This window comes from Burkholderia sp. Bp9140 (assembly GCF_003853425.1).
Lineage (GTDB): Bacteria > Pseudomonadota > Gammaproteobacteria > Burkholderiales > Burkholderiaceae > Burkholderia.
Genome location: NZ_QTPQ01000017.1, coordinates 55,330 through 76,273 on the forward strand (window position 1 = coordinate 55,330; position 20,944 = coordinate 76,273).

The 20,944-nt window shown below is 68.0% G+C and carries 19 protein-coding genes; 6 read left to right on the forward strand and 13 right to left on the reverse strand.

The window, feature by feature from the left end:
- Positions 1-38: 38 nt before the first annotated feature.
- The 3 genes from DIE21_RS15945 to DIE21_RS15955 form a co-directional block, all read right to left on the reverse strand.
- On the reverse strand, positions 39-1,022 hold the full coding sequence (locus DIE21_RS15945; RefSeq protein ID WP_124498602.1) for a thiamine pyrophosphate-dependent dehydrogenase E1 component subunit alpha: 984 nt from the start codon (positions 1,020-1,022) through the stop codon (positions 39-41).
- 75 nt (positions 1,023-1,097) lie between these two features.
- Positions 1,098-1,874 (reverse strand): SDR family NAD(P)-dependent oxidoreductase, encoded by a 777-nt coding sequence (locus DIE21_RS15950; protein WP_124498603.1) that lies wholly within the window; start codon positions 1,872-1,874, stop codon positions 1,098-1,100.
- Between the two features lie 59 nt (positions 1,875-1,933).
- Positions 1,934-2,992, reverse strand: coding sequence for an ATP-NAD kinase family protein (locus DIE21_RS15955; protein ID WP_124498604.1), 1,059 nt, complete (start codon positions 2,990-2,992; stop codon positions 1,934-1,936).
- A 524-nt stretch (positions 2,993-3,516) separates the two neighbouring features.
- Here DIE21_RS15955 and DIE21_RS15960 point away from each other — a divergent pair.
- On the forward strand, positions 3,517-5,448 hold the full coding sequence (locus tag DIE21_RS15960) for a sigma-54-dependent Fis family transcriptional regulator (RefSeq protein ID WP_124498605.1): 1,932 nt from the start codon (positions 3,517-3,519) through the stop codon (positions 5,446-5,448).
- A gap of 24 nt (positions 5,449-5,472) precedes the next feature.
- On the opposite strand, the gene DIE21_RS15965 is transcribed toward DIE21_RS15960, so the two are convergent.
- Positions 5,473-5,907, reverse strand: a complete 435-nt coding sequence (locus DIE21_RS15965) for a carboxymuconolactone decarboxylase family protein (RefSeq protein WP_124498606.1) — start codon at positions 5,905-5,907, stop codon at positions 5,473-5,475.
- Positions 5,891-6,352, reverse strand: a complete 462-nt coding sequence (locus DIE21_RS15970) for a MerR family transcriptional regulator (protein ID WP_124498607.1) — start codon at positions 6,350-6,352, stop codon at positions 5,891-5,893. The genes DIE21_RS15965 and DIE21_RS15970 overlap by 17 nt, the downstream gene beginning before the upstream one ends.
- A gap of 298 nt (positions 6,353-6,650) precedes the next feature.
- On the opposite strand from DIE21_RS15970, the gene DIE21_RS15975 reads away from it, so the two are divergent.
- Together DIE21_RS15975 and DIE21_RS15980 are read left to right on the forward strand one after the other, a co-directional pair.
- Positions 6,651-7,262, forward strand: coding sequence for a helix-hairpin-helix domain-containing protein (locus DIE21_RS15975; protein WP_124498608.1), 612 nt, complete (start codon positions 6,651-6,653; stop codon positions 7,260-7,262).
- An 88-nt stretch (positions 7,263-7,350) separates the two neighbouring features.
- Positions 7,351-7,782: a YidB family protein gene (locus DIE21_RS15980; RefSeq protein ID WP_124498609.1), complete on the forward strand. Its 432-nt coding sequence runs from the start codon at positions 7,351-7,353 to the stop codon at positions 7,780-7,782.
- 130 nt (positions 7,783-7,912) lie between these two features.
- Here DIE21_RS15980 and clpB read toward each other — a convergent pair whose 3' ends face one another.
- Both clpB and DIE21_RS15990 read right to left on the reverse strand, forming a co-directional pair.
- A complete protein-coding gene (clpB, locus tag DIE21_RS15985) occupies positions 7,913-10,510 on the reverse strand; it encodes an ATP-dependent chaperone ClpB (protein WP_124498610.1) in 2,598 nt (865 codons plus the stop codon).
- Positions 10,511-10,666: 156 nt separating this feature from the next.
- Complete coding sequence (locus tag DIE21_RS15990) at positions 10,667-11,185, reverse strand: Rrf2 family transcriptional regulator (RefSeq protein ID WP_124498611.1); 519 nt, start codon at positions 11,183-11,185, stop codon at positions 10,667-10,669.
- Positions 11,186-11,460: 275 nt separating this feature from the next.
- Between DIE21_RS15990 and DIE21_RS15995 the strand changes: the two genes are divergently transcribed.
- The gene (locus DIE21_RS15995) at positions 11,461-12,021 is read left to right on the forward strand and encodes a group III truncated hemoglobin (protein WP_124498612.1); all 561 of its coding nucleotides are present in this window, start codon (positions 11,461-11,463) and stop codon (positions 12,019-12,021) included.
- 57 nt (positions 12,022-12,078) lie between these two features.
- Here DIE21_RS15995 and DIE21_RS16000 read toward each other — a convergent pair whose 3' ends face one another.
- The 6 genes from DIE21_RS16000 to DIE21_RS16025 form a co-directional block, all read right to left on the reverse strand.
- Complete coding sequence (locus DIE21_RS16000; protein WP_124498613.1) at positions 12,079-12,555, reverse strand: molybdenum cofactor biosynthesis protein MoaE; 477 nt, start codon at positions 12,553-12,555, stop codon at positions 12,079-12,081.
- A 13-nt stretch (positions 12,556-12,568) separates the two neighbouring features.
- Complete coding sequence (gene moaD / locus DIE21_RS16005) at positions 12,569-12,826, reverse strand: molybdopterin converting factor subunit 1 (RefSeq protein WP_124498614.1); 258 nt, start codon at positions 12,824-12,826, stop codon at positions 12,569-12,571.
- A gap of 19 nt (positions 12,827-12,845) precedes the next feature.
- Positions 12,846-14,093, reverse strand: a complete 1,248-nt coding sequence (glp, locus tag DIE21_RS16010; protein ID WP_124498615.1) for a gephyrin-like molybdotransferase Glp — start codon at positions 14,091-14,093, stop codon at positions 12,846-12,848.
- A gap of 255 nt (positions 14,094-14,348) precedes the next feature.
- Positions 14,349-15,800 (reverse strand): threonine synthase, encoded by a 1,452-nt coding sequence (thrC, locus tag DIE21_RS16015; protein ID WP_124498616.1) that lies wholly within the window; start codon positions 15,798-15,800, stop codon positions 14,349-14,351.
- A 14-nt stretch (positions 15,801-15,814) separates the two neighbouring features.
- Positions 15,815-17,143 carry a homoserine dehydrogenase gene (locus DIE21_RS16020; RefSeq protein ID WP_124498617.1) on the reverse strand — a complete coding sequence of 443 codons (1,329 nt, stop codon included), beginning with the start codon at positions 17,141-17,143 and terminating at the stop codon, positions 15,815-15,817.
- A 54-nt stretch (positions 17,144-17,197) separates the two neighbouring features.
- Positions 17,198-18,436 carry a pyridoxal phosphate-dependent aminotransferase gene (locus tag DIE21_RS16025; RefSeq protein ID WP_124498618.1) on the reverse strand — a complete coding sequence of 413 codons (1,239 nt, stop codon included), beginning with the start codon at positions 18,434-18,436 and terminating at the stop codon, positions 17,198-17,200.
- Between the two features lie 318 nt (positions 18,437-18,754).
- On the opposite strand from DIE21_RS16025, the gene DIE21_RS16030 reads away from it, so the two are divergent.
- Together DIE21_RS16030 and DIE21_RS16035 are read left to right on the forward strand one after the other, a co-directional pair.
- Positions 18,755-19,129 (forward strand): Mth938-like domain-containing protein, encoded by a 375-nt coding sequence (locus tag DIE21_RS16030; RefSeq protein WP_006754746.1) that lies wholly within the window; start codon positions 18,755-18,757, stop codon positions 19,127-19,129.
- 136 nt (positions 19,130-19,265) lie between these two features.
- Positions 19,266-20,942 carry a glycosyltransferase family 39 protein gene (locus tag DIE21_RS16035; RefSeq protein WP_124498619.1) on the forward strand — a complete coding sequence of 559 codons (1,677 nt, stop codon included), beginning with the start codon at positions 19,266-19,268 and terminating at the stop codon, positions 20,940-20,942.
- The last annotated feature ends 2 nt before the right edge of the window (positions 20,943-20,944 follow it).

Consider the following 20,944-nt stretch of genomic DNA (forward strand, 5'->3'; position numbering starts at 1 on the left):
TCGCCGTGCCGGCTGCCAGCGGGTGGATCAGGCCGCGCTCACGGGTACGACACGTACACGTCGGTCAGCAGGTCGGCCGCGTCGGGCAGCGGCGCGGCCTTCGCCTGCGCGACCGCGTCGTCGATCAGCGCCTTCACCTGCGCATCGACCGCACGCAGGTCGTCGGTCGTCAGCGCTTCGGCGCGCACGACACGCGTTTCGAAATGCTTCAGGCAGTCCTTCTCGTCGCGCAGCTTCTGCACTTCGCCCGGCGCGCGGTAGGTCTGCGCATCGCCTTCGAAGTGGCCGAAGTAGCGCGTGAACTTCACCTCGACGAGCGTCGGGCCGCCGCCGTTGCGCGCGCGTGCGACCGCTTCGCCGAGCGCCTCGTGCACCGCGAAGAAGTCGAAGCCGTCGACGATCACGCCGGGCATCCCGAAGCCGTTCGCGCGATCGGCGATGTTGTCGGTCGCGACCGACCAGCTCGACGACGTCGCTTCCGCATAGCCGTTGTTCTCGGCCACGAAGATTGCCGGCAGCCGCCACACCGACGCGAGGTTCATCGATTCGAAGATCACGCCCTGGTTCGATGCGCCATCGCCGAAGAAGCACACGCCGACACCGCCGGTCTTCTTGTGCTTGGCCGCGAGTGCCGCGCCGCACACGAGCGGGCCGCCCGCGCCGACGATCCCGTTCGCGCCGAGCATCCCCATCGACAGGTCGGCGATGTGCATCGAGCCGCCCTTGCCGTGGCAGATGCCCGTCTGCTTGCCGTAGATCTCGGCCATCATGCCGTGCACGTCGACGCCTTTCGCGATGCAGTGGCCGTGCCCGCGGTGCGTGGTCGCGACGTAGTCCTCGAGACCGAGGTGCAGCATCGTGCCGACCGCGGAGGCCTCCTCGCCCGCGTACAGGTGAACGAAGCCGGGGATTTCGCCGGTCGCGAACTCGACGTGCAGGCGCTCCTCGAATTCGCGGATGGTGCGCATCAGCCGGTAGGCGTCCAGCAGCGTGTCCCTGCTGAGCTGTGTCGAAACGGTCATGTGTGTCTCCTGGTAGGTCTGACTGCGAATGCCGCCGCGGCAACGCCGCGGCGACGGATTGCACGGCTTGCGCCGTCAATGGAACGTGAAGCCGCCGTCGACGTTCACGGCCTGGCCGGTCACGTTGTCCATCGTCGCGAAGAACAGCGCGAGCCGGCCCATGTCCTCGGGCGTCTGCGCGCGGCCCTGCGGAATCAGCGTGAGCTGGTGCCGCTGCCACGATTGCTCGACCGATTCGCCGCCGGTCTTCCATTCGTCGGACAGCCGGTCCCACATGTAGGTCCGCACGATGCCCGGGCAGATCGCGTTGACGGTCACGCCGTCGCGCGCGAGCTCCTTCGCGAGCGCGTTCGTGAAGCCGACCACCGCGAATTTCGATGCGCTGTAGTGGGCGAGATTCGGAAACCCTTCCTTGCCGGCGATCGATGCGACGTTGATGATCCGGCCGCGCCCCTGCGCCTTCAGATGCGGGAGCGCCGCGCGAGAACCGAGGAACGTGCCCTTCGCGTTCACGTCCATCACGAAATCCCAGTCGCGCTCGGTCAGCGCCTCGACCGGATGAATGCTGATCACGCCCGCGCAATTCACGAGGATGTCGAGCCGGCCCAGTTCGGCGAGTGCCTGCGCGACCATCGCATCGACCTGCGCGGCCCGTGTGACGTCGACCTTCGCGACCGCCGCCCGGCGGCCGAGCGCGCGCACTTCGCGGGCGGTCGCGTCGAGTGCGTCGTCGAGCAGATCGGCCAGCAGGATGTCCGCGCCCGCACCGGCGAGCGTCAGCGCAATGCCGCGGCCGATGCCGCGCGCGCCGCCGGTCACGATGGCGACCTGTCCTTCGAGTGGGGTTGTCATGGCGATGTCTCCTTGATGATCGTTATGGATGTCGAAATTCCGTCCGGGACAGCGGAGGCTCAACCGCGCCACGCGCCGGCGTCGCGCAACACCTGCCGCGACGACGCGTAACGGAGCGTGCGGCCGACATCGACCGTCAGCGGCCCGTGCCAGTCGAGCGCGATCTCGTAGCGGTCGCCGCGCGCGACCTCGATCTCGCGCTCGCCGTCGAACGCGAGCGTGCCGTGCTCGAACGGGATCGTCTGCCACGCACCCGGTTCGAGCCGCTCGCAGCTGCGCATCACGACACGATCGACGCGCCCGGGTGCGATCGGCGCGACGAGCGGCGTGCCGGCCGTCCTGCCGTCGGCGGCGAAGCGCATCGCGAGCCCGTGCGGCGCGCTGCGCTCGAGCGGCGCCCACGCGCCGCCGAGCGCGGACAGGCCGATGCCGTCCGGTTCCGCGAAAGTCAGGTAGAGCGTGTCGATGTCGTCGGGCGCCGAGATCGCGCGCGCGCCGATGAAGCGCTGGCGTGCCGCGCACACGTCGACGAGCGCAATCTCCTCGCGCCCCGCGTTCGCCCCCGCCACGCAGCGCACGACGAGCCGCTTGTTGCGCATGAACGCGACCTCGGCCGGCACGGCGCCGGTCGCGGCGAGTCCTGCCGCGACGCCCGCGACGGTCGCCTCGCGATGTTCGGGAAACGCGTTGTTGGTGCCGGTGGACAGCGCGACGAGCGGTGTCGCGCCGCAATGCGCGGCGACTGCGCGATGGGTGCCGTCGCCGCCGAGCACGACGATCAGCGCGACTTCCATCCGGTGCATGTACGCGGCGCCCGCCTGTGTGTCGGCGACGGTATCCGAGATCGGCAGGTCGACGAATTCGACGTCGGGCCAGCGTTCCTGCGGCACGAGCGCGCGATGCGTCTCGAGCGCACGCATCAGCAGCGTCGCGATGCCGGTCTTGTCGCGCAGGGTCAGCACGCGCTCGACGCCCATCGCGCCGAGGCCGGCGAGCAGGCGTACGACCATGTTGGCCTTTTCCGCGGTCGGGAACACGGATGCATGTGTCGTCAGGCGGCGAATGTCGCGCCCCGATGCGGGGTTCGCGATCACGCCGACGGTCACGGGCGTCGTCACGGGCTTGTCTCCATCCAGTGGACCGGCGCTCGCGCACCGGCCCCGCATGTGTCGTCCGCCGTCATCGAGGGCAGCGGATCGTCGTCGCCGACGCGACCGCGCCGGACTTGCCCGTGACATCTGCAAGCCGCGTGCCACCGTGTGGGCAACGACCGCGAAACCCGCGTACGGACTGGCTCGGCGGGTACGCCTGTCATCGACACCGGGCTGCCGTGGCAGCCCGACGCTGCGCGAAACCGCCCGTGCGTCTCACGCCGCCGCGCTCCCGGCGCACCGGTTTCGGCACCTTCATCCGCGTTGCGATTTCGCCGGCAAGCCACGCGGATCGCGGCGCGACGCGCACCGCCGTGCTCCGGACCACTGTCGCGCGTGGCATGTCCCCGCGTCTCAACCGCGCGAGATCGGCTGAGATACCGCTGAGACGAACGTCTCACGCCGCGCGCGTGCTGCGATGCAATGTGATCCGCGCAAGCGGATGTGCTACAAGAACATCGCATTCCCGCCGTACGGAACCGGAGCCGACCATGCCCTACGCCGTCCCCCAGGCCCAGCACGCCGACCGTGTGCTCGGCGCGCTCGCCGGACGCCTGCCCGCGCCGGCGGACTCCGCGCGCCTCGTGTCGTCGTGGCAGCGCTCGCTCGAGCGCTACGCGCTCGACCCCGCGTCGTCGATCGGCCCGCGCGTGCTGACCGCGGCCGAGCTGCGGGAGGTGCGCGACAAGGAGGAGGCGTTCCTGCGCGCCTCGGGCCAGTGCCTCACGCGCCTGCACGACATGATTCGCGTCGCCGACTATTGCGTGATGCTGACTGACGCGCACGGCGTGACGATCGACTACCGGATCGACCGCGAGCGCCGCACCGACTTCCGTCATGCGGGGCTGCACATCGGCTCGTGCTGGTCGGAAAGCGAGGAAGGCACCTGTGGCGTGGCAAGCGTGCTGACCGATCTCGCGCCGATCACCGTGCACAAGACCGACCACTTCCGCGCGGCATTCACCACGCTCACCTGCAGCGCGGCCCCGATCTTCTCGCCGGGCGGCGAACTGATCGGCGTGCTCGATGCGTCGGCCGTCCAGTCGCCCGACGGCCGCGACAGCCAGCGTCTCGTGTACCAGCTCGTGCGGCAGAGCGCGGCGCTGATCGAGGACGGCTATTTCGTGCACAGCACCGCGCAGCACTGGATATTGTTCGGGCATCCGAACCGTCACTACGTCGAGGCACAGCCCGAATGGCTGATCGCGTTCGACGAATGCGGCAATATCGTCGCCGCGAACCGGCAGGCGCGCGACGCGCTGCCGGCGCTACGCGAACCGCGCCATATCGACGAGATCTTCGATGCGACCGAGATGCCGCTGCGCGACGCCGCACGGCTCGATGCGATCGTCGCGCTGCGACTGCGCGCGACCGGTGCCCCGCTCTATGCGCGACTGCGTGCGCCGCTACGGCGCGCCGGCCGCGAGACCGGCACGGCACGGGCCGCCCCGGCATCGCGCCGCCCCGGCACCGCGCAGCGTCACGTCGGCGCGCTGGCGCCGTTCCTGAACAGCAGCGACGCGCGCGTCGCACAGCAGGCCGAACTCGCGCTGCGCGTGGCGAGCAAGCGGCTGCCGATCCTCGTGCTGGGTGAAACCGGCGCGGGCAAGGAGGTGTTCGCCCGCGCGATCCACGACGCCGGCGCGCGGCGCGCGCGGCCGTTCGTCGCGGTCAACTGCGGCGCGCTGCCCGAGGCACTGATCGAAAGCGAACTGTTCGGCTACACGGCCGGCGCGTTCACCGGTGCGCGCAAGCATGGCGCGCGCGGCAAGATCGCGCTCGCCGACGGCGGCACGCTGTTCCTCGACGAAATCGGCGACATGCCGCTCACGCTGCAGACGCGCCTGCTGCGCGTGCTCGCCGACGGCGAGCTCGTACCGCTCGGCAGCGATACGCCCGTGCGTGTCGATCTCGACGTGATCTGCGCGACACACCGCGATCTCGCCCAGATGGTGACCGACGGCACGTTCCGCGAGGACCTGTATTACCGGCTGAGCGGCGCGACGTTCGAGCTGCCGCCGCTGCGCGGGCGCGCGGACGTGCGCGACGTGATCGCCGCGGTGTTCGCCGAAGAGGCGCAGGCGACCGGCCACGTGCTCACGCTCGACGCGACGCTCGCCGAGCAGCTCGCCGCGTATCCGTGGCCCGGCAACGTGCGCCAGCTGCGCAACGTGCTGCGTTATGCGTGCGCGGTGTGCGACACCGCGCGCGTGACGATGCGCGACCTGCCGGCCGATCTCGCCGCGCAGCTCGGTGCCGGTCCGGCCGGCGCGCTGCCGGACGACGAACGCGGCCGCATCGTCGCGGCGCTCACCGCGCATCGCTGGCGGCCCGAAGCGGCCGCGCAGGCGCTCGGCATCTCGCGCGCGACGCTGTACCGGCGCATCGCGAAGCACCGGATCGTCGCGCCGCATCGGGCGTAACGTGTGGGCGCGCGCTCCGCTCCATCATGAGGCCTGCCCAGCCGCTTCGCTCGCCGCTCCGGCCTTGCCGGCCCCTTCGTCACGCCGCGAGAACACCTCGTGCGCGGCGAACAGCGCGTTGAGCGCGGCCGGGAAACCCGCGTATACGGCCATCTGCATGAAGACCTCGACGATCTCGTCGCGCGTGCAGCCGACGTTCAGCGCGGCCTCGATATGCACCTTCAGCTGCGGCTGCGCATTGCCGAGCGCGGCCAGCGCCGCGATCGTCGCGATTTCGCGCGCTTTCAGGTCGAGTTGCGGCCGGCTGTAGATGTCGCCGAAGCTGAACTCGACGATCAGCCGTCCGAAATCCGGCGCGATCGGTGCGAGGGCCGCAATCACGCGCTCACCCACTTCGCCGTCGATTTCCTTCAGTTTGTTCCAGCCGCGGGTGTAGCGGTCTTCAACGAGTCGTTCCATTGTGTCCGTCCTGTTCCGATGGAGAGTGAGAAGGTTTTGCCCGTCGTGCCATATCCCGCTCCTGTGCCTCATAGTTCTCGATCTTGTCGCTGATCACGTTGAGGCTCGCCTGCAGCTCCGCGATATGCGCGCGCACCGCGTCGCGATGCGCGACCAGCAACCGCCGCCGCGCACCGAACGTCGACTCGCCCTCCGCACGCAGCGCCGCGAACTGCTGCATCTGCGCGATCGGCATGCCGGTCGCCTTCAGGCGCATCACGAAGGCAAGCCAGTCAAGGTCGGCCGGCGCATAGAGCCGGTGCCCGGCCGCCGTGCGCGAAATCGCGCGCAGCAGGCCGGCCTGCTCGTAATACCGCAGCGTATGCGTCGACACGCCGGTCAGTTCGGCGACTTGCCCGATCGTCAGCGGACCGGCGGCGGAAGGTCTGGATACGGTTTTCGACATGGCAGGAGCAAGGTTAGGAGTTAGAGTTCACTCTAAGTCAAGCATCATCGAACCGCCAAGTACGACAATCCGCAGTCCCCGCCGCGCACACCTTCGCGGACACCGTAAAGAATGGTCAAAACCGTCGTCCGGCGTGGCTTTCCGTCTTTACAGCAACGCAAGCCTTCAGCAAGATTCGGTCAGCTTGTCTCAAAAAGGGCACGCATTTGTCCTATGCTTAACGGCGACGCCCGGCCAGGCCTCACCCCGCCGTCCGTTGCAACAGCCATTCATCCGTCAGAACCAGGGAGCCTTTGCCATGCTGAAGAAGCTGCTGATGCTGTTCGTCGCGCTGTCGCTGTCGCTCGCCGCCGGCCTCGCCGCGGCCGTCGAAGTCAACACGGCCGACCAGGCCGCGCTCGAATCGGTGAAGGGGCTCGGGCCCGTGAAGTCGAAGGCGATCGTCGACGAACGCACCAAGAACGGCCCGTTCAAGGACGCGGACGATCTCGCGAACCGCGTGAAGGGTCTCGGCACCAAGTCGGTCGGGCATCTCGAGGAAAACGGCCTGACGATCGGCGGCTCGTCGACGCCACCGAAGGGCGTGAAGCTGTCGAAGCCGGCCGCGACGACGTCGGCGACCACGTCGGCCACGACGTCGGCAGGCACCGCCTCGACATCGACGACCGCGACGGCCGGCACGACGGCGACGGCACCGGCGCCGTCCGCGAGCGCACCGGAAGCAGCAGCCAAGCCGGCGAAGAGCAAACGCGCATCGAAGAAGGACAAGACGGCCTCAGCCGCGGCGGCATCCGCCGACGCGGGCGCGAGCGCGCCGGCCGCAGCGTCGTCCACGCAGGCGACGAAGGGTTCGAAGAAGAAGAGCAAGAAGGACAAGGCAGCCTCCGCCGCCGCGGCGTCGGGCGCCTGATGTGCGCCGCGCGCGCGACGGCGTGCGCGCGGCATTCGATCAACGGGCGCCGTCGTTGCGGCGCCCTTTTCAGTGAAGGTGAAGAACCATGGGTCTCCTCGACATCGTTGGCGGTCTGATCGGCGGCCAGGCCGGCGGCAACTCGCAAAGCGCACTCATCACGACCGCGCTCGAATTCATCAACAACCAGCCGGGTGGCCTGAACGGGCTGATCGAGAAGTTCAAGGCCGGCGGCGCCGGCGACATCATCGGCTCGTGGGTCGGCACCGGCGAAAACCAGCCGATCTCGGCCGACACGCTGCAGAACGTGCTCGGCTCCGACATCGTCGGTGCGCTCGCGAGCAAGGTCGGCATCGATCCGTCCCAGGCATCGTCGATCCTCGCGCAGGTGCTGCCGCACGTCGTCAACGGCGCGACGCCGAACGGCGAAGTGCCGGCCGGCGGCCAGGTCGACACGTCGAACGTGCTCGGCACGCTCACGCAGCTCGCCGGCATGTTCGGCGGCAACAAGCAGGCCTGAGCCCGGACAGCGCCGGCCGACAGCCGCGGCAGCGGTTTCGGCCGCTCCCTATGCAAACACCCCGCTCTGAGGCGGGGTGTTTGTTTTTGCGCGCCCGGCGCGAACCGGGCGTGCGGCCGATCACCGGCGATCAGTGCACGACGCGGTCGAACACGAACTTGCCGTCGTTGACGTCGACCGGGATCACGTCCTTCGGACCGAAGCGGCCCGCGAGGATCAGCTTCGCGACCGGGTTCTCGATCTCCTGCTGGATCGCGCGCTTCAGCGGCCGCGCGCCGAACAGCGGATCGTAGCCGACCTTCCCGATCTGTTCGAGCGCCGCCGGCGACACGTCGAGCGCCATGTCGAGCTTCGCGAGCCGGTCGTGCAGGCGGGCGAGCTGGATCCTCGCGATCGATTCGATGTTGCTGCGATCGAGCGCGTGGAACACGACGACGTCGTCGATCCGGTTCAGGAATTCCGGACGGAAGTGCTGCTTCACCTCGAGCCACACGGCGTCCTTGATCTCTTCCTGCGGCGAACCCGTCAGGGCCTGGATCACCTGCGAGCCGAGGTTCGACGTCATCACGATCACCGTGTTCTTGAAGTCGACCGTACGCCCCTGCCCGTCGGTCATGCGACCGTCGTCGAGCACCTGCAGCAGCACGTTGAACACGTCCGGATGCGCCTTCTCGATCTCGTCGAGCAGGATCACGCTGTACGGCTTGCGGCGCACGGCCTCCGTCAGGTAGCCGCCTTCCTCATAACCGACATAGCCCGGCGGCGCGCCGATCAGCCGCGCGACGCTGTGCTTCTCCATGAACTCGCTCATGTCGATGCGGATCAGGTGATCTTCCGAATCGAACAGGAACGACGCCAGCGCCTTGCACAGCTCGGTCTTGCCGACACCCGTCGGGCCGAGGAACAGGAACGAGCCGTACGGACGGTTCGGATCGGCGAGACCCGCGCGCGAACGACGGATCGCATCCGCGACCGCGCTGATCGCCTCGTGCTGGCCGACCACGCGCTCGTGCAGCTTTTCCTCGATGTGCAGCAGCTTCTCGCGTTCGCCCTGCATCATCCGCGACACCGGAATCCCGGTTGCGCGCGACACGACTTCCGCGATTTCCTCGGCGCCGACCTGCGTGCGCAGCAGACGCGGACGCGTCGGGTTGTGCTGCTCCTGCTCTTCGGCCTGCGTGACCTGCTTCAGTTGCGACTCGAGCTGCGGCAGCTTGCCGTACTGCAGTTCGGCGACCTTCTCCAGCTTGCCTTCACGCTGCAGACGGGCGATGTCGGCCCGCGCCTTCTCGATCTCTTCCTTGAGCTGCGCGCTGCCCTGCACCGCGGCCTTCTCGGCGGTCCAGATCTCCTCGAGGTCCGCATACTCGCGGCCGAGGCGCTCGATCTCTTCCTCGATCAGCTGCAGGCGCTTCTGCGACGCTTCGTCCTGCTCCTTCTTCACGGCCTCGCGCTCGATCTTCAGCTGGATCAGACGACGGTCGAGCTTGTCCATCTCCTCGGGCTTCGAATCGATTTCCATCTTGATCTTCGAGGCAGCCTCGTCGATCAGGTCGATCGCCTTGTCCGGCAGGAAACGGTCGGTGATGTAGCGATGCGACAGTTCGGCCGCGGCGACGATCGCCGGGTCGGTGATGTCGACGCCGTGGTGCAGTTCGTACTTCTCCTGCAGCCCGCGCAGGATCGCGATCGTCGCCTCGACGCTCGGCTCGTCGACGAGCACCTTCTGGAAGCGGCGCTCGAGCGCGGCGTCCTTCTCGATGTACTTGCGGTATTCGTCGAGGGTGGTTGCGCCGATGCAGTGCAGCTCGCCGCGCGACAGCGCCGGCTTCAGCATGTTGCCCGCGTCCATCGCGCCTTCGGCCTTGCCGGCACCGACCATCGTGTGGATCTCGTCGATGAACACGATCGTCCGGCCTTCGTCCTTCGCGATGTCGTTGAGCACGGCCTTCAGGCGCTCCTCGAACTCGCCGCGATATTTCGCGCCGGCGAGCAGAGCAGCCATGTCGAGCGACAGCACGCGCTTGCCCTTCAGCGTCTCGGGCACTTCGCCGTTGACGATCCGCTGCGCGAGCCCTTCGACGATCGCGGTCTTGCCGACGCCCGGCTCGCCGATCAGCACCGGGTTGTTCTTGGTGCGGCGCTGCAGGATCTGGATCGAGCGGCGGATTTCGTCGTCGCGGCCGATCACCGGATCGAGCTTGCCCGCGCGGGCGCGCTCGGTCAGGTCGACCGTGTATTTCTTCAGCGCCTCGCGCTGGCTTTCCGCGTCCTGGCTGTGCACCTGCGAGCCGCCGCGCACCGCGGCGATCGCGGCTTCGAGCGCCTTGCGCGTGAGGCCGTGCTGGCGGGCCAGCTTGCCGGCTTCGCCCTTGTCGTCGGACACGGCGAGCAGGAACATCTCGCTCGCGATGAACGTGTCGTTGAGCTTCTGCGCTTCCTTGTCGGCCTGGTTCAGCAGCCCCGCCAGATCACGGCTGACCTGGATGTCGCCGCCCGTGCCCGTCACTTGCGGCAGGCGCGAAATCGCCTCGTTCAGCGCGCCTTGCAGCGCCTGCACGTGAACGCCTGCGCGCGACATCAGCGAGCGGGCGGAGCCGTCCTGCTGCGCGACCAGCGCGGCCAGCACGTGAACGGGTTCGATGTATTGATTGTCACGGCCTGCCGCGAGGCTCTGCGCGTCCGCGATTGCTTCCTGGAACTTGGTGGTGAGCTTGTCGATTCTCATTGAGTGAGACCTCCAATTTTCGATTAACACCAAGATGAGGATGGTTATACGGGTTTCAAGCGAAATTCAGGTTGATTCAGCACAAACATTGCCGGGCGGCGACGCGGCGGCCTGCGGGCTCGCCGCAGCCGGATGAGAGGGTGCTGCGCCGGCGTGTCAGCCGGCCTTCGACGGTGATTCGGCGGAGGCAGGTGCGTCATCCTCGAGCGGCCCGGCACGCACCAGTGCAATCGGACGAATGCCCAGCAACGCGATGAGCGGCGACGCGGGCACGGCCAGCTCGCCGAGCGTGTGGCGGTCGAGTTCGGCGAAGAACGCATCGCGCGCCGCCGCCAGCACGCCCTTCAGGCGGCACTGCGGCTCGATCACGCAGCCGCGCGACTCGCCGCCGTCGGCCGCAAAGCAGCCGACCAGCGCGAAATCGCTCTCGGTCGCGCGCACCACCTGGCCGACCGTCAGCTTCAGCGATTCGGGGAACAGCCGCAGCCCGCCGTTGCGGCCGCGGACGGTATCGACCCAGCCAAGCTCGCCGAGCTGCTGGACGACCTTCATCAGATGGTTCTTCGAAATGCCGTAGGCGTCCGAGATCTCCTGGATCGTCGCGAGCCCCTCGCCGCGCACGGCGAGGTACAGCATGACGCGCAGCGAGTAGTCGGTGTAGTCGGTGAGTCTCATGAGCGAATACGGAAAATTATCGATCGTGCCCCGATTGTGCAAGCCGGGGCAATCGACGCGCGCGCCGGACCGGCTCTCGGAGCCGCTTGACGGCGCCGGGTTGCCGGGACGGCCTGCGCGCAATAAGATGCATGGCATCCACACATTTTTCAGGCGTTGGTGGACGCTATTTTGCGTCAAAATCCTGTCGGCGTCCTGCGCGTTGCCCGCGCCGCCGTTCCAGCGGCACCGCGCCGATGCGCCGCCGACGCCCCGATTTTCCGGCCCTTTTTGCCATGACCGCCCTGCCCGCCTCGCCCGATACCGCACCGGCCCGCCCTCGCGACGCCGAACCGACCGAAGACAATATCCGCGACCTCGTCTACGCGTTCTACGACCGCGTGCGCGCCGATCCGCTGCTCGGGCCCGTGTTCGACGCGAAGCTGGACGGCCGCTGGGACGACCATCTGCCGAAGATGGTCAGCTTCTGGTCGAGCCTCGTGCTCGGCACCAAAGGCTATCGCGGCAACGTGCAGCAGGCGCACCAGCCGCTCGACGGGATCGAGCCCGCGCATTTCAGCCGCTGGCTGTCGCTGTTCCTGAAAACCGTCGAGGGCCGCTACACGCCGCCCGCTGCGATCCGCTTCATGGAACCCGCGCTGCGGATCGCGCAGAGCCTGCAGTTGAGCCGCTTCGGCTGGGATTATCAGATTCCGCCCGAGCAGCAGGCGTTGCTCGATGCGATCGCGCCGCGCCGCCGCGACGCGGGCGACGATCCGCATGCGCTGCCGTCACGCGCCCGCGGCGAGCCGTTTCCGACGAGGATCATCGGGCGCGGCGCCGATCCGGACGCTTGACCGGCTCGCGACAATCGAGCCGCCTGCGGCACATCGCCGCACGACCCGAACGCGCGCTCAGCGCGGCGTGTTGCCCGATTCGACGCCCCAGCGCGCAAGCGCCGCGTCGTCGGTGCTGCGGGCATCGACCCAGCGCTCGCCGTCCGGCGTCGTTTCCTTCTTCCAGAACGGCGCCTCGGTCTTCAGGTAATCCATCACGAACTCGCACGACGCGAACGCATCGCCGCGGTGCGACGCGACCGTCGCGACCATCACGATCTGGTCGAGCGGCAGCAGCCGGCCGACGCGATGCACGATCGCGACGTCGATCCCGGGCCAGCGCCGGCCGGCTTCGGCGGCGATCTTCTCGAGCGCCTTCTCGGTCATCCCCGGATAGTGCTCGAGCTCCATCGCGGCGACCGAATCGCCTTCGTTCAGGTCGCGCACCGTGCCGACGAAACACGCGACCGCGCCGATCTTCGGATTGCGCGCGCGCAATGCCGCCACTTCGGCGCCCAGGTCGAAATCGCCGGTCTGGACTCGTACCGTAGCCATCGCCCGGCCTCCCTCAACCGCCCGTTACCGGCGGAAAGAACGCGACCTCGCAACCATCGGTGAGCCGCGTGTCAGGGTTGGTCATCTCGTGATTGCACGCCATACGCAACGCGCGCCCTTCGGCGAGCGTTTCGGCCCACGCACCGCCGCGCAGGCGCAGCCACGCACGCACGTCGCCGACGGTCGTCACGCCGTCCGGCACGTCGGCCTGCTCATCGGACACGCCCAGCGCCTCGCGCACGCTTGCAAAGAATTTCAGTTGAATCTTCATAGGTCGGGAAGCCGTCGCGTTACGACAGCAGTTCGGAAAACGGAATGAAACGCACGGTCTCGCCCGCGCTGATCGCGTGCTGCGGCGGATTGTCGATCAGGCCGTCGCCCCAGACCGTCGACGTCAGCACCGCCGAACTCTGGTTCGGGAACAGGTCGAGGCCGCCGGCCGCATTGACGCGTGCGCGCAGGAACTCGTTGCGCCGGTCGCCCTTGCCTTGCGAGAAGTCCGCGCGCAGCGACAGCGCGCGCGGCGCGACGTCGCGCACGCCGGACAGGCGCAGCAGGAACGGCCGCACGAACAGCAGGAACGTGACGAAGCTCGACACGGGGTTGCCCGGCAGCCCGATGAAGTGTGCGTCGGGGCGCTCGTCGCCGCGGCGGAGCGCACCGAACGCGAGCGGCTTGCCGGGCTTCATCGCGATCTGCCACAGCGCGAGCCGCCCTTCGGCCTCGACGGCCGGCTTCACGTGATCCTCGTCGCCGACCGATACGCCGCCGCTCGTCAGGATCACGTCGTGATCGCGCGCGGCCTCGCGCAGCGTGTCGCGGGTCGCGGCGAGCGAGTCGGGCACGATCCCGTAGTCGGTCACATGGCAGCCGAGCCGCTCGAGCAGCCCGCGCAGCGTGAAACGGTTCGAGTTGTAGATCGCGCCGGGCTTGAGCGGCTCGCCCGGCATCGTCAGTTCGTCGCCGGTGAAGAACACCGCGACGCGAATCCGCCGCGCGACCGGCAGCTGCGCGCGGCCGACCGATGCGGCGAGGCCGAGCGCCTGCGGCGTGAGCCGCGTGCCGGCCGGCAGGATCACCGAACCCTGGCGGATGTCCGCGCCTTGCGCGGTGATCCATTCACCGGCCTTCGGCGTGTGCAGGATCTCGACCGCATCGCCGTCGGCCGCCGTCTGCTCCTGCATCACGACGGCGTCGGCGCCGGGCGGCACCGTCGCGCCGGTGAAGATCCGCGCGGCCGTGCCGGCCGCGAGCGGCGCGGCCGGATGGCCTGCCGGAATCCGCTGCGACACCGGCAGGCGCCGCTCGCCGTGCAGCAGGTCGGCGACTCGCACCGCATAGCCGTCCATCGCGCTCGTATGCATCGGCGGCACGTCGAGCGGCGAACTCACGTCGGCCGCCAGCACGCGGCCGAGCGCATCGAGCGTGGCGACGGTTTCGGCGCCGGGCAGCGGCTTCGCGGCATCGAGCAGCGCGGCGAGCGCTTCGGCGGTCGACAGCATCGGCGCGCGCGGCGCCGCGGGATTCGGGTTCGACATCGATGGAATCGGGGATCGTTGGTGTCAATACGTCATTGTAGCGACGCCGTCGCGCCCACGCGCGATATGGCGGACATGCGAAAACTGTGATCGGCGCGAACGCGCTGCACTGGCACTTGTTTCGCGCGGCATCGGACGGCACGCATGCGCATGGCCGCCACCAAACGAAACGGCCGGAACCCCGATCCGTGCGACGAATCGGCATTCCGGCCGTCCCGCGCCGCCGGGCTGGGAACCCGGCAGCCCGGCGCTGCGTTACGCGCCCGTATGCGCGGCGATGAAGTCCTTCACCTGCTGCGCGTCGGCCTTCACGACCTCGAAACGCTGCGGCAGCGCCTCGAGCCCGTCGAATGCGGCCGGCCGCTCGGCCTCGCGAGCGAGCGCCTCGCGGATCGTCTCGCCGAACTTGATCGGCTGGGCCGTCTCGAGCACGACCATCGGCACGCCCGCGTCGAGATGCTCGCGCGCGACCTTCACGCCGTCGGCCGTATGCGTATCGATCATCGTGTCGTAGCGCGAGAAGACGTCGCGGATCGTCGCGATGCGGTCCGTGTGGCTGCTGCTGCCCGACACGAAGCCGAATTCGGCCACGCGCGCGAAATCGCCGCTCGCCGCGAGGTCGAAACCGCCCTTCTCCTCGACGTCGCGGAACAGCTGCATCACGCGTGCCGGATCGCGGCCGAGCAGGTCGAACACGAAGCGCTCGAAGTTCGACGCCTTCGAGATGTCCATGCTCGGGCTGCTCGTGTGATATGTGTTCTCCGCGCTGCGCACGCGATATGCACCGGTGCGGAAGAACTCGTCGAGCACGTCGTTCTCGTTGGTCGCGACCACGAGCTTCGCGATCGGCAGGCCCATCATCCGCGCGATATGGCCCGCGCAGACGTTGCCGAAGTTGCCCGACGGCACCGTGAACGACACGCGCTCGTCGTTCGACTGCGTCGCCGCGAAATAGCCCTTGAAGTAGTACACGACCTGCGCGACGACGCGCGCCCAGTTGATCGAGTTGACCGTGCCGATCTTCTGCTGCGCCTTGAACGCGTGATCGTTCGACACGGCCTTGACGATGTCCTGGCAGTCGTCGAACACGCCTTCGACCGCGAGGTTGAAGATGTTCGGATCCTGCAGGCTGAACATCTGGGCCGTCTGGAACGCGCTCATCTTCTTGTGCGGCGACAGCATGAACACGCGCACGCCGGCCTTGCCGCGCATCGCGTATTCGGCCGCGCTGCCCGTGTCGCCCGACGTCGCACCGAGGATGTTCAGCGTCTGCCCGTGCTTCGCGAGCGTGTACTCGAACAGGTTGCCGAGCAGTTGCATCGCCATGTCCTTGAACGCGAGCGTCGGGCCGTTCGACAGTTCGAGCAGCGACAGCGCCGCACCGCTCTCGGTGCCGAGCGTCTTCAGCGGCGTGATGTCGGACGCGTTCTCGCCGTGGCGCGTGTTGCTGTACACGGCGGCCGTGTACGTGCGGCGCGTGATCGCGCGCAGGTCCTCGGCCGGCACGTCGTCGCAGAACTTCGACAGGATCTCGAACGCGAGATCCGCATACGGCAGCGTGCGCCAGCGCGCGAGCTCGTCGGCGGACACCTGCGGATATTCGGCCGGCAGGTACAGCCCGCCGTCCTTCGCGAGACCGCCGAGCAGGATGTCGGAGAACGTGTGGCGCTCGCCGATGCCGGCGCCGCGCGTGGAGATGTAGTTCATGTCGTTCCGGGTCCTCAGTTCAGCGCTTCCATGCGCAGCTTCGTCACCTTCGAGACCACCGTCGGGAGGTTCTCGATCTGCGCGATCGCCGCATTGACGTTCTTCTCGAGCGTGACGTGCGTGATCAGGATGATGTCGGTTTCGCCGTTCGCGTCGTCGACCTGTTCCGACTCCTTCTGCAGCAGCGCGTCGATCGAGATGCCCGATGCGGCGAGGATGCGCGTGATGTCGGCGAGCACGCCCGTCTGGTCGGCCACGCGCAGGCGCAGGTAGTAGCCGCTCGTCACTTCGTCGATCGGCAGGATCGGCGTGTTCGACAGGCTGTCCGGCTGGAACGCGAGGTGCGGCACGCGATGCTCGGGGTCGGCCGTATGCAGGCGCGTGACGTCGACGAGATCCGCGACGACCGCCGACGCGGTCGGTTCCGCGCCCGCGCCCTTGCCGTAGTACAGCGTCGTGCCGACCGCGTCGCCGTGCACGACGACCGCGTTCATCGCGCCTTCGACGTTCGCGAGCAGGCGCTTCTCCGGGATCAGCGTCGGGTGCACGCGCAGCTCGATGCCGTTTTCGGCGCGGCGCGTGATGCCGAGCAGCTTGATCCGGTAGCCGAGCTCTTCCGCGTAGCGGATGTCGGTCGCGTCGAGCTTGCTGATGCCTTCGACGTACGCACGGTCGAACTGGACCGGCACGCCGAACGCGATCGCGCTCATGATGGTCGCCTTGTGCGCGGCGTCGACGCCTTCGATGTCGAAGGTCGGATCGGCTTCCGCGTAGCCGAGCTCCTGCGCGGCCTTCAGCGCGGTCGCGAAGTCGAGCCCGCGGTCGCGCATTTCCGACAGGATGTAGTTCGTCGTGCCGTTGATGATGCCCGCGATGTACTGGATGCGGTTGGCGGTCAGGCCTTCACGCAGCGCCTTGATGATCGGGATGCCGCCGGCGACGGCCGCCTCGAACGCGACCATCACGCCCTGTTCGCGCGCGGCCTCGAAGATCTCGGTGCCGTGCACCGCGAGCAGCGCCTTGTTCGCCGTCACGACGTGCTTGCCGTTCGCGATCGCGCGCAGCACGAGCTCGCGCGCGATGCCCGTGCCGCCGATCATCTCGGCGATGATCGCGATCGACGGATCGTCGACGACCGCGTTGAAATCGTCGGTGATCTGCACGGCGCCGGCGTTATCGCCGAGCGCAGCCCGCGCCTTGGCCGGGTTGCGCACCGCAATGCGCGCAACCTCGATGCCGCGCCCCGCGCGTCGCTTGATTTCTTCCTGGTTGCGGTGCAGCACCGTGAAGGTGCCGCTGCCGACGGTGCCGAAGCCCAACAGGCCAACTTTGATCGGTTCCATGCTGCGTGTGATCGATGAGTAAGAGTGAATGAATGCCGGGGGGAATCGGTCCGCTCAGACCGAATGGCGCTTGCGGTAGCCGTCGAGGAAGCGCGCGATCCGGTTGATCGAATCGGTCAGGTCGTCGAGGTTCGGCAGGAACACCACGCGGAAATGATCCGGGTCCGCCCAGTTGAAGCCCGTCCCCTGCACGAGCAGCACGCGTTCCTCGAGCAACAGGTCGAGGATGAACTGCTGGTCGTTCTGGATCGGATAGAGCTTCGGATCGAGGCGCGGGAACATGTACAGCGCGGCCTGCGGCTTCACGCAGGTCACGCCGGGGATCGACGTGAGCATGTCGTACGCGAGATCGCGCTGCTTGTACAGGCGCCCGCTCGGCACGATCAGCTCGTTGATGCTCTGGTAGCCGCCGAGCGCGGTCTGGATCGCGAACTGCCCGGGCACGTTCGCGCACAGGCGCATCGACGACAGGATCCCCAGGCCTTCCAGGTAATCCTTCGCGCGCCGGCGATTGTCGCCGCCGAGGCCCGACACGGCCATCCAGCCCGCGCGGTAGCCGCACGAGCGATAGCTCTTCGACAGGCTGTTGAACGTGACGGTGATCACGTCTTCCGACAGCGAACCCAGCGCGGTGTGCTCGAGCCCGTCGTAGACGATCTTGTCGTAGACCTCGTCGGCAAACACGATCAGCCCGTGCTGGCGCGCGATCTCGAGCAGCTCGAGCAGCAATTCGTCGGAATAAAGCGCGCCGGTCGGGTTGTTCGGGTTGATCACGACGATCGCCTTGGTGTTCGGCGTGATCTTCCGGCGGATGTCGTCGAGGTCGGGCATCCACGCGTTCTGCTCGTCGCACACGTAGTGCACGGGCGTGCCGCCCGACAGGCTCACGGCGGCCGTCCAGAGCGGATAGTCGGGCGCCGGCAGCAGCACCTCGTCGCCGTCGTTCAGGAGCGCCTGGGTCGCCATCACGATCAGCTCGGACGCGCCGTTGCCGATGTAGATGTCGTCGAGGCCGACGCCGACGACGCCCTTTTGCTGCGTGTAGTGCATCACGGCCTTGCGAGCCGAGAACACGCCCTTCGAATCCGAATAGCCGGACGACGCCGGCAGGTTGCGGATCATGTCCTGGATGATCTCGTCCGGCGCATCGAACCCGAACGGCGCGAGGTTGCCGATGTTCAGCTTGATGATGCGATGGCCTTCTTCCTCGAGGCGCTTCGCGTGCTCGAGCACCGGGCCACGGATGTCGTAGCAGACGTTGAGCAGCTTGTTCGACTTCTGAATCGGTTTCACGACGACACGGTTCCTGGGTTGGCCTTGCGGCCGGGGGACGGGATCAAAACTGGAGAGCGGCCGGTCTGTGCGCGCTGTCTAGACTGGGAAAAAAGCGGGCGGTCGGACGCGGCTTGTGGCGGCGCCCGATGCAAGTGGCGCCCGGGGGCGACCAAAAAGTTATAATTTAGCGGATTTTGGCCGACTTTCGCAATGCACCATGGCCGCTCCGGGCCCGCGCCGTCAGGCGCCCCCGCGTGCGCCGGTCGCGAAACCGGCCGCCCCGGGCCCGTGCGGCCCTTGCCAGACATTCCCTCCACGGAACCGCGGAATACCGATTTGAAACTGCACCAGGACACGAGCGGCGCGCTCAACACCGTCACCGGCTACGGCCCCGATTATGTCGACGTCAACCTCCAACGCCACGAAGGAAGCGTCATCGTGCTGCCCGGCGCACCGGTGCGGGACTGGCCTGTGTCGTCGTTCGACGCGCTCGCGCCCGAGCATTTCGCGATGCTGCTCGACCCGGCGCCCGAACTCGTGATCTTCGGCAGCGGCGCGCGGCTGCGCTTCCCGCACCCGCGGCTCGTGGCCGCGCTCACGGCCAAGCGGATCGGCGTCGAAACGATGGATTTCCAGGCCGCCTGCCGCACCTACAACATCCTGATGGCCGAAGGCCGCAAAGTCGCCGCCGCGCTCTTAATTGAACGTTAATCCCCGATGCGGTAAAACTCGGGCCGGCACACCGGGTCGATCCCCGGATCATCACCCGGATCGATAACCGGCGAGCCGCCCGCCCCCGGCGTAACCCGCCGGCGGCCCATCACAACAACCAACAGGCTGAAAATCCATGAACGATACGCCGTCGAGGCTACCGCTCAATCGCATCACGCTCGTCCTCCTGCTCGCCGCGCTCGCGATCGTCTGGTTCGCGCCGCTCGGGCTGCGCCACCTGATCCCGAGCGACGAAGGCCGCTACGCGGAGATGGCGCGGGAAATGTTCGTCACCGGCGACTGGATCACGCCGCGCTACAACGGCTACAAGTACTTCGAGAAACCGCCGCTGCAGACCTGGCTGAACGCGCTGACGTTCGCGTGGTTCGGCATCGGCGAATGGCAGGCGCGCCTCTACACGGGCCTCGTCAGCTTCGCCGGCGTGCTGCTGGTCGGCTTCACCGGTGCGCGCCTGTTCAACCCGCTGTCGGGCCTCCTCGCGGCCGTCGTGCTCGCGTGCTCGCCGTACTGGAACCTGATGGGCCACTTCAACGCGCTCGACATGGGGCTCGCGTTCTGGATGACGCTGTCGCTCTGCTCGCTGCTGCTCGCGCAGCGCCCCGGGCTGCCCGCGGGCGCGGTGCGCGGCTGGATGTGGACGTGCTGGGCCGCGATGGCGTTCGCCGTGCTGTCCAAGGGCCTCGTCGGCCTGATCCTGCCCGGCGCCGTGCTGGTGCTCTATACGCTGATCGCCCGCGACTGGGCGCTGTGGAAGCGGCTGTACCTGGTGAGCGGCCTCGTGATCTTCTTCGCGATCGTCACGCCATGGTTCGTGCTCGTCCAGCAGCGCAACCCCGAGTTCTTCAACTTCTTCTTCATCGTTCAGCAGTTCCGCCGGTACCTGACCCCGGAACAGAACCGCCCGGGCCCGCTCTACTATTTCGTGCCGGTGCTGCTGGTCGGCTTCCTGCCATGGCTGTCGGTCGCGTGGCAGAGCATCCGCCATGCGCTGCGCATGCCGCGCCAGCCGAACGGCTTCTCCCCGATGCTCGTGCTGCTGACCTGGAGCGCGTTCATCTTCCTGTTCTTCAGCGCGTCGCATTCGAAGCTGATCTCGTACGTGCTGCCGGTCGCGCCGGCGCTCGCGCTGATGATCGGCGCGTACCTGCCGCTGCTGACCGCCGAGCGGTTCCGTCGTCACCTGCTCGGCTATCTCGTGTTCTTCGTCGTCGCGGCGTTCGGGATCATCTTCCTTGCCTACCAGGGCGACGCCCGCACGCCGAACGCGTTGTACCGCGCGTTCCAGATGTGGCTGTACGCAGGCCTTGCCGTCGCGGCCGCGCTGACGCTCGCGGCTGCCTGGCTGAACCGCCGCGTGGGCGTCGCGGCGGCGATCACCGCGTTCGGCGCCGCGTGGCTCGCGTTCGGCACGATCGGCGGCACCGGCCACGACGAATTCGGCCGCTACAGCTCGGGCGCGCTGCTCGCGCCCGCCGTGCGCGCCGAACTGGCGAAGCTGCCGCCCGACACGCCGTTCTACTCGATCGAGATGCTCGATCACACGTTCCCGTTCTACATGGGCCACACGACGATCATGGTCCAGCGCCAGGACGAGCTCGCCTTCGGGATCTCGGTCGAGCCGAACAAATGGATCCCGACCGTCGACCAATGGATCGAACGCTGGAAGCAGGAAACCCATGCGCTCGCGATCATGCCGCCCGGCCAGTACGACACGCTGGTCAGGCAAGGCGTGCCGATGCGCGTGATCGCGCGCGACAACCGCCGCGTGATCGTCGAGAAACCGCAATCGTAAGG

Excerpts from the sequence above, each read along its gene's own strand:
- DIE21_RS15945 (WP_124498602.1), bottom strand. The coding sequence starts at position 1,022 with ATGACCGTTTCGACACAGCTCAGCAGGGACACGCTGCTGGACGCCTAC.
- DIE21_RS15950 (WP_124498603.1), bottom strand. The coding sequence starts at position 1,874 with ATGACAACCCCACTCGAAGGACAGGTCGCCATCGTGACCGGCGGCGCG.
- DIE21_RS15960 (WP_124498605.1), top strand. The coding sequence starts at position 3,517 with ATGCCCTACGCCGTCCCCCAGGCCCAGCACGCCGACCGTGTGCTCGGC.
- DIE21_RS15965 (WP_124498606.1), bottom strand. The coding sequence starts at position 5,907 with ATGGAACGACTCGTTGAAGACCGCTACACCCGCGGCTGGAACAAACTG.
- DIE21_RS15970 (WP_124498607.1), bottom strand. The coding sequence starts at position 6,352 with ATGTCGAAAACCGTATCCAGACCTTCCGCCGCCGGTCCGCTGACGATC.
- DIE21_RS15975 (WP_124498608.1), top strand. The coding sequence starts at position 6,651 with ATGCTGAAGAAGCTGCTGATGCTGTTCGTCGCGCTGTCGCTGTCGCTC.
- DIE21_RS15980 (WP_124498609.1), top strand. The coding sequence starts at position 7,351 with ATGGGTCTCCTCGACATCGTTGGCGGTCTGATCGGCGGCCAGGCCGGC.
- clpB (WP_124498610.1), bottom strand. The coding sequence starts at position 10,510 with ATGAGAATCGACAAGCTCACCACCAAGTTCCAGGAAGCAATCGCGGAC.
- DIE21_RS15990 (WP_124498611.1), bottom strand. The coding sequence starts at position 11,185 with ATGAGACTCACCGACTACACCGACTACTCGCTGCGCGTCATGCTGTAC.
- DIE21_RS15995 (WP_124498612.1), top strand. The coding sequence starts at position 11,461 with ATGACCGCCCTGCCCGCCTCGCCCGATACCGCACCGGCCCGCCCTCGC.
- DIE21_RS16000 (WP_124498613.1), bottom strand. The coding sequence starts at position 12,555 with ATGGCTACGGTACGAGTCCAGACCGGCGATTTCGACCTGGGCGCCGAA.
- moaD (WP_124498614.1), bottom strand. The coding sequence starts at position 12,826 with ATGAAGATTCAACTGAAATTCTTTGCAAGCGTGCGCGAGGCGCTGGGC.
- glp (WP_124498615.1), bottom strand. The coding sequence starts at position 14,093 with ATGTCGAACCCGAATCCCGCGGCGCCGCGCGCGCCGATGCTGTCGACC.
- thrC (WP_124498616.1), bottom strand. The coding sequence starts at position 15,800 with ATGAACTACATCTCCACGCGCGGCGCCGGCATCGGCGAGCGCCACACG.
- DIE21_RS16020 (WP_124498617.1), bottom strand. The coding sequence starts at position 17,143 with ATGGAACCGATCAAAGTTGGCCTGTTGGGCTTCGGCACCGTCGGCAGC.
- DIE21_RS16035 (WP_124498619.1), top strand. The coding sequence starts at position 19,266 with ATGAACGATACGCCGTCGAGGCTACCGCTCAATCGCATCACGCTCGTC.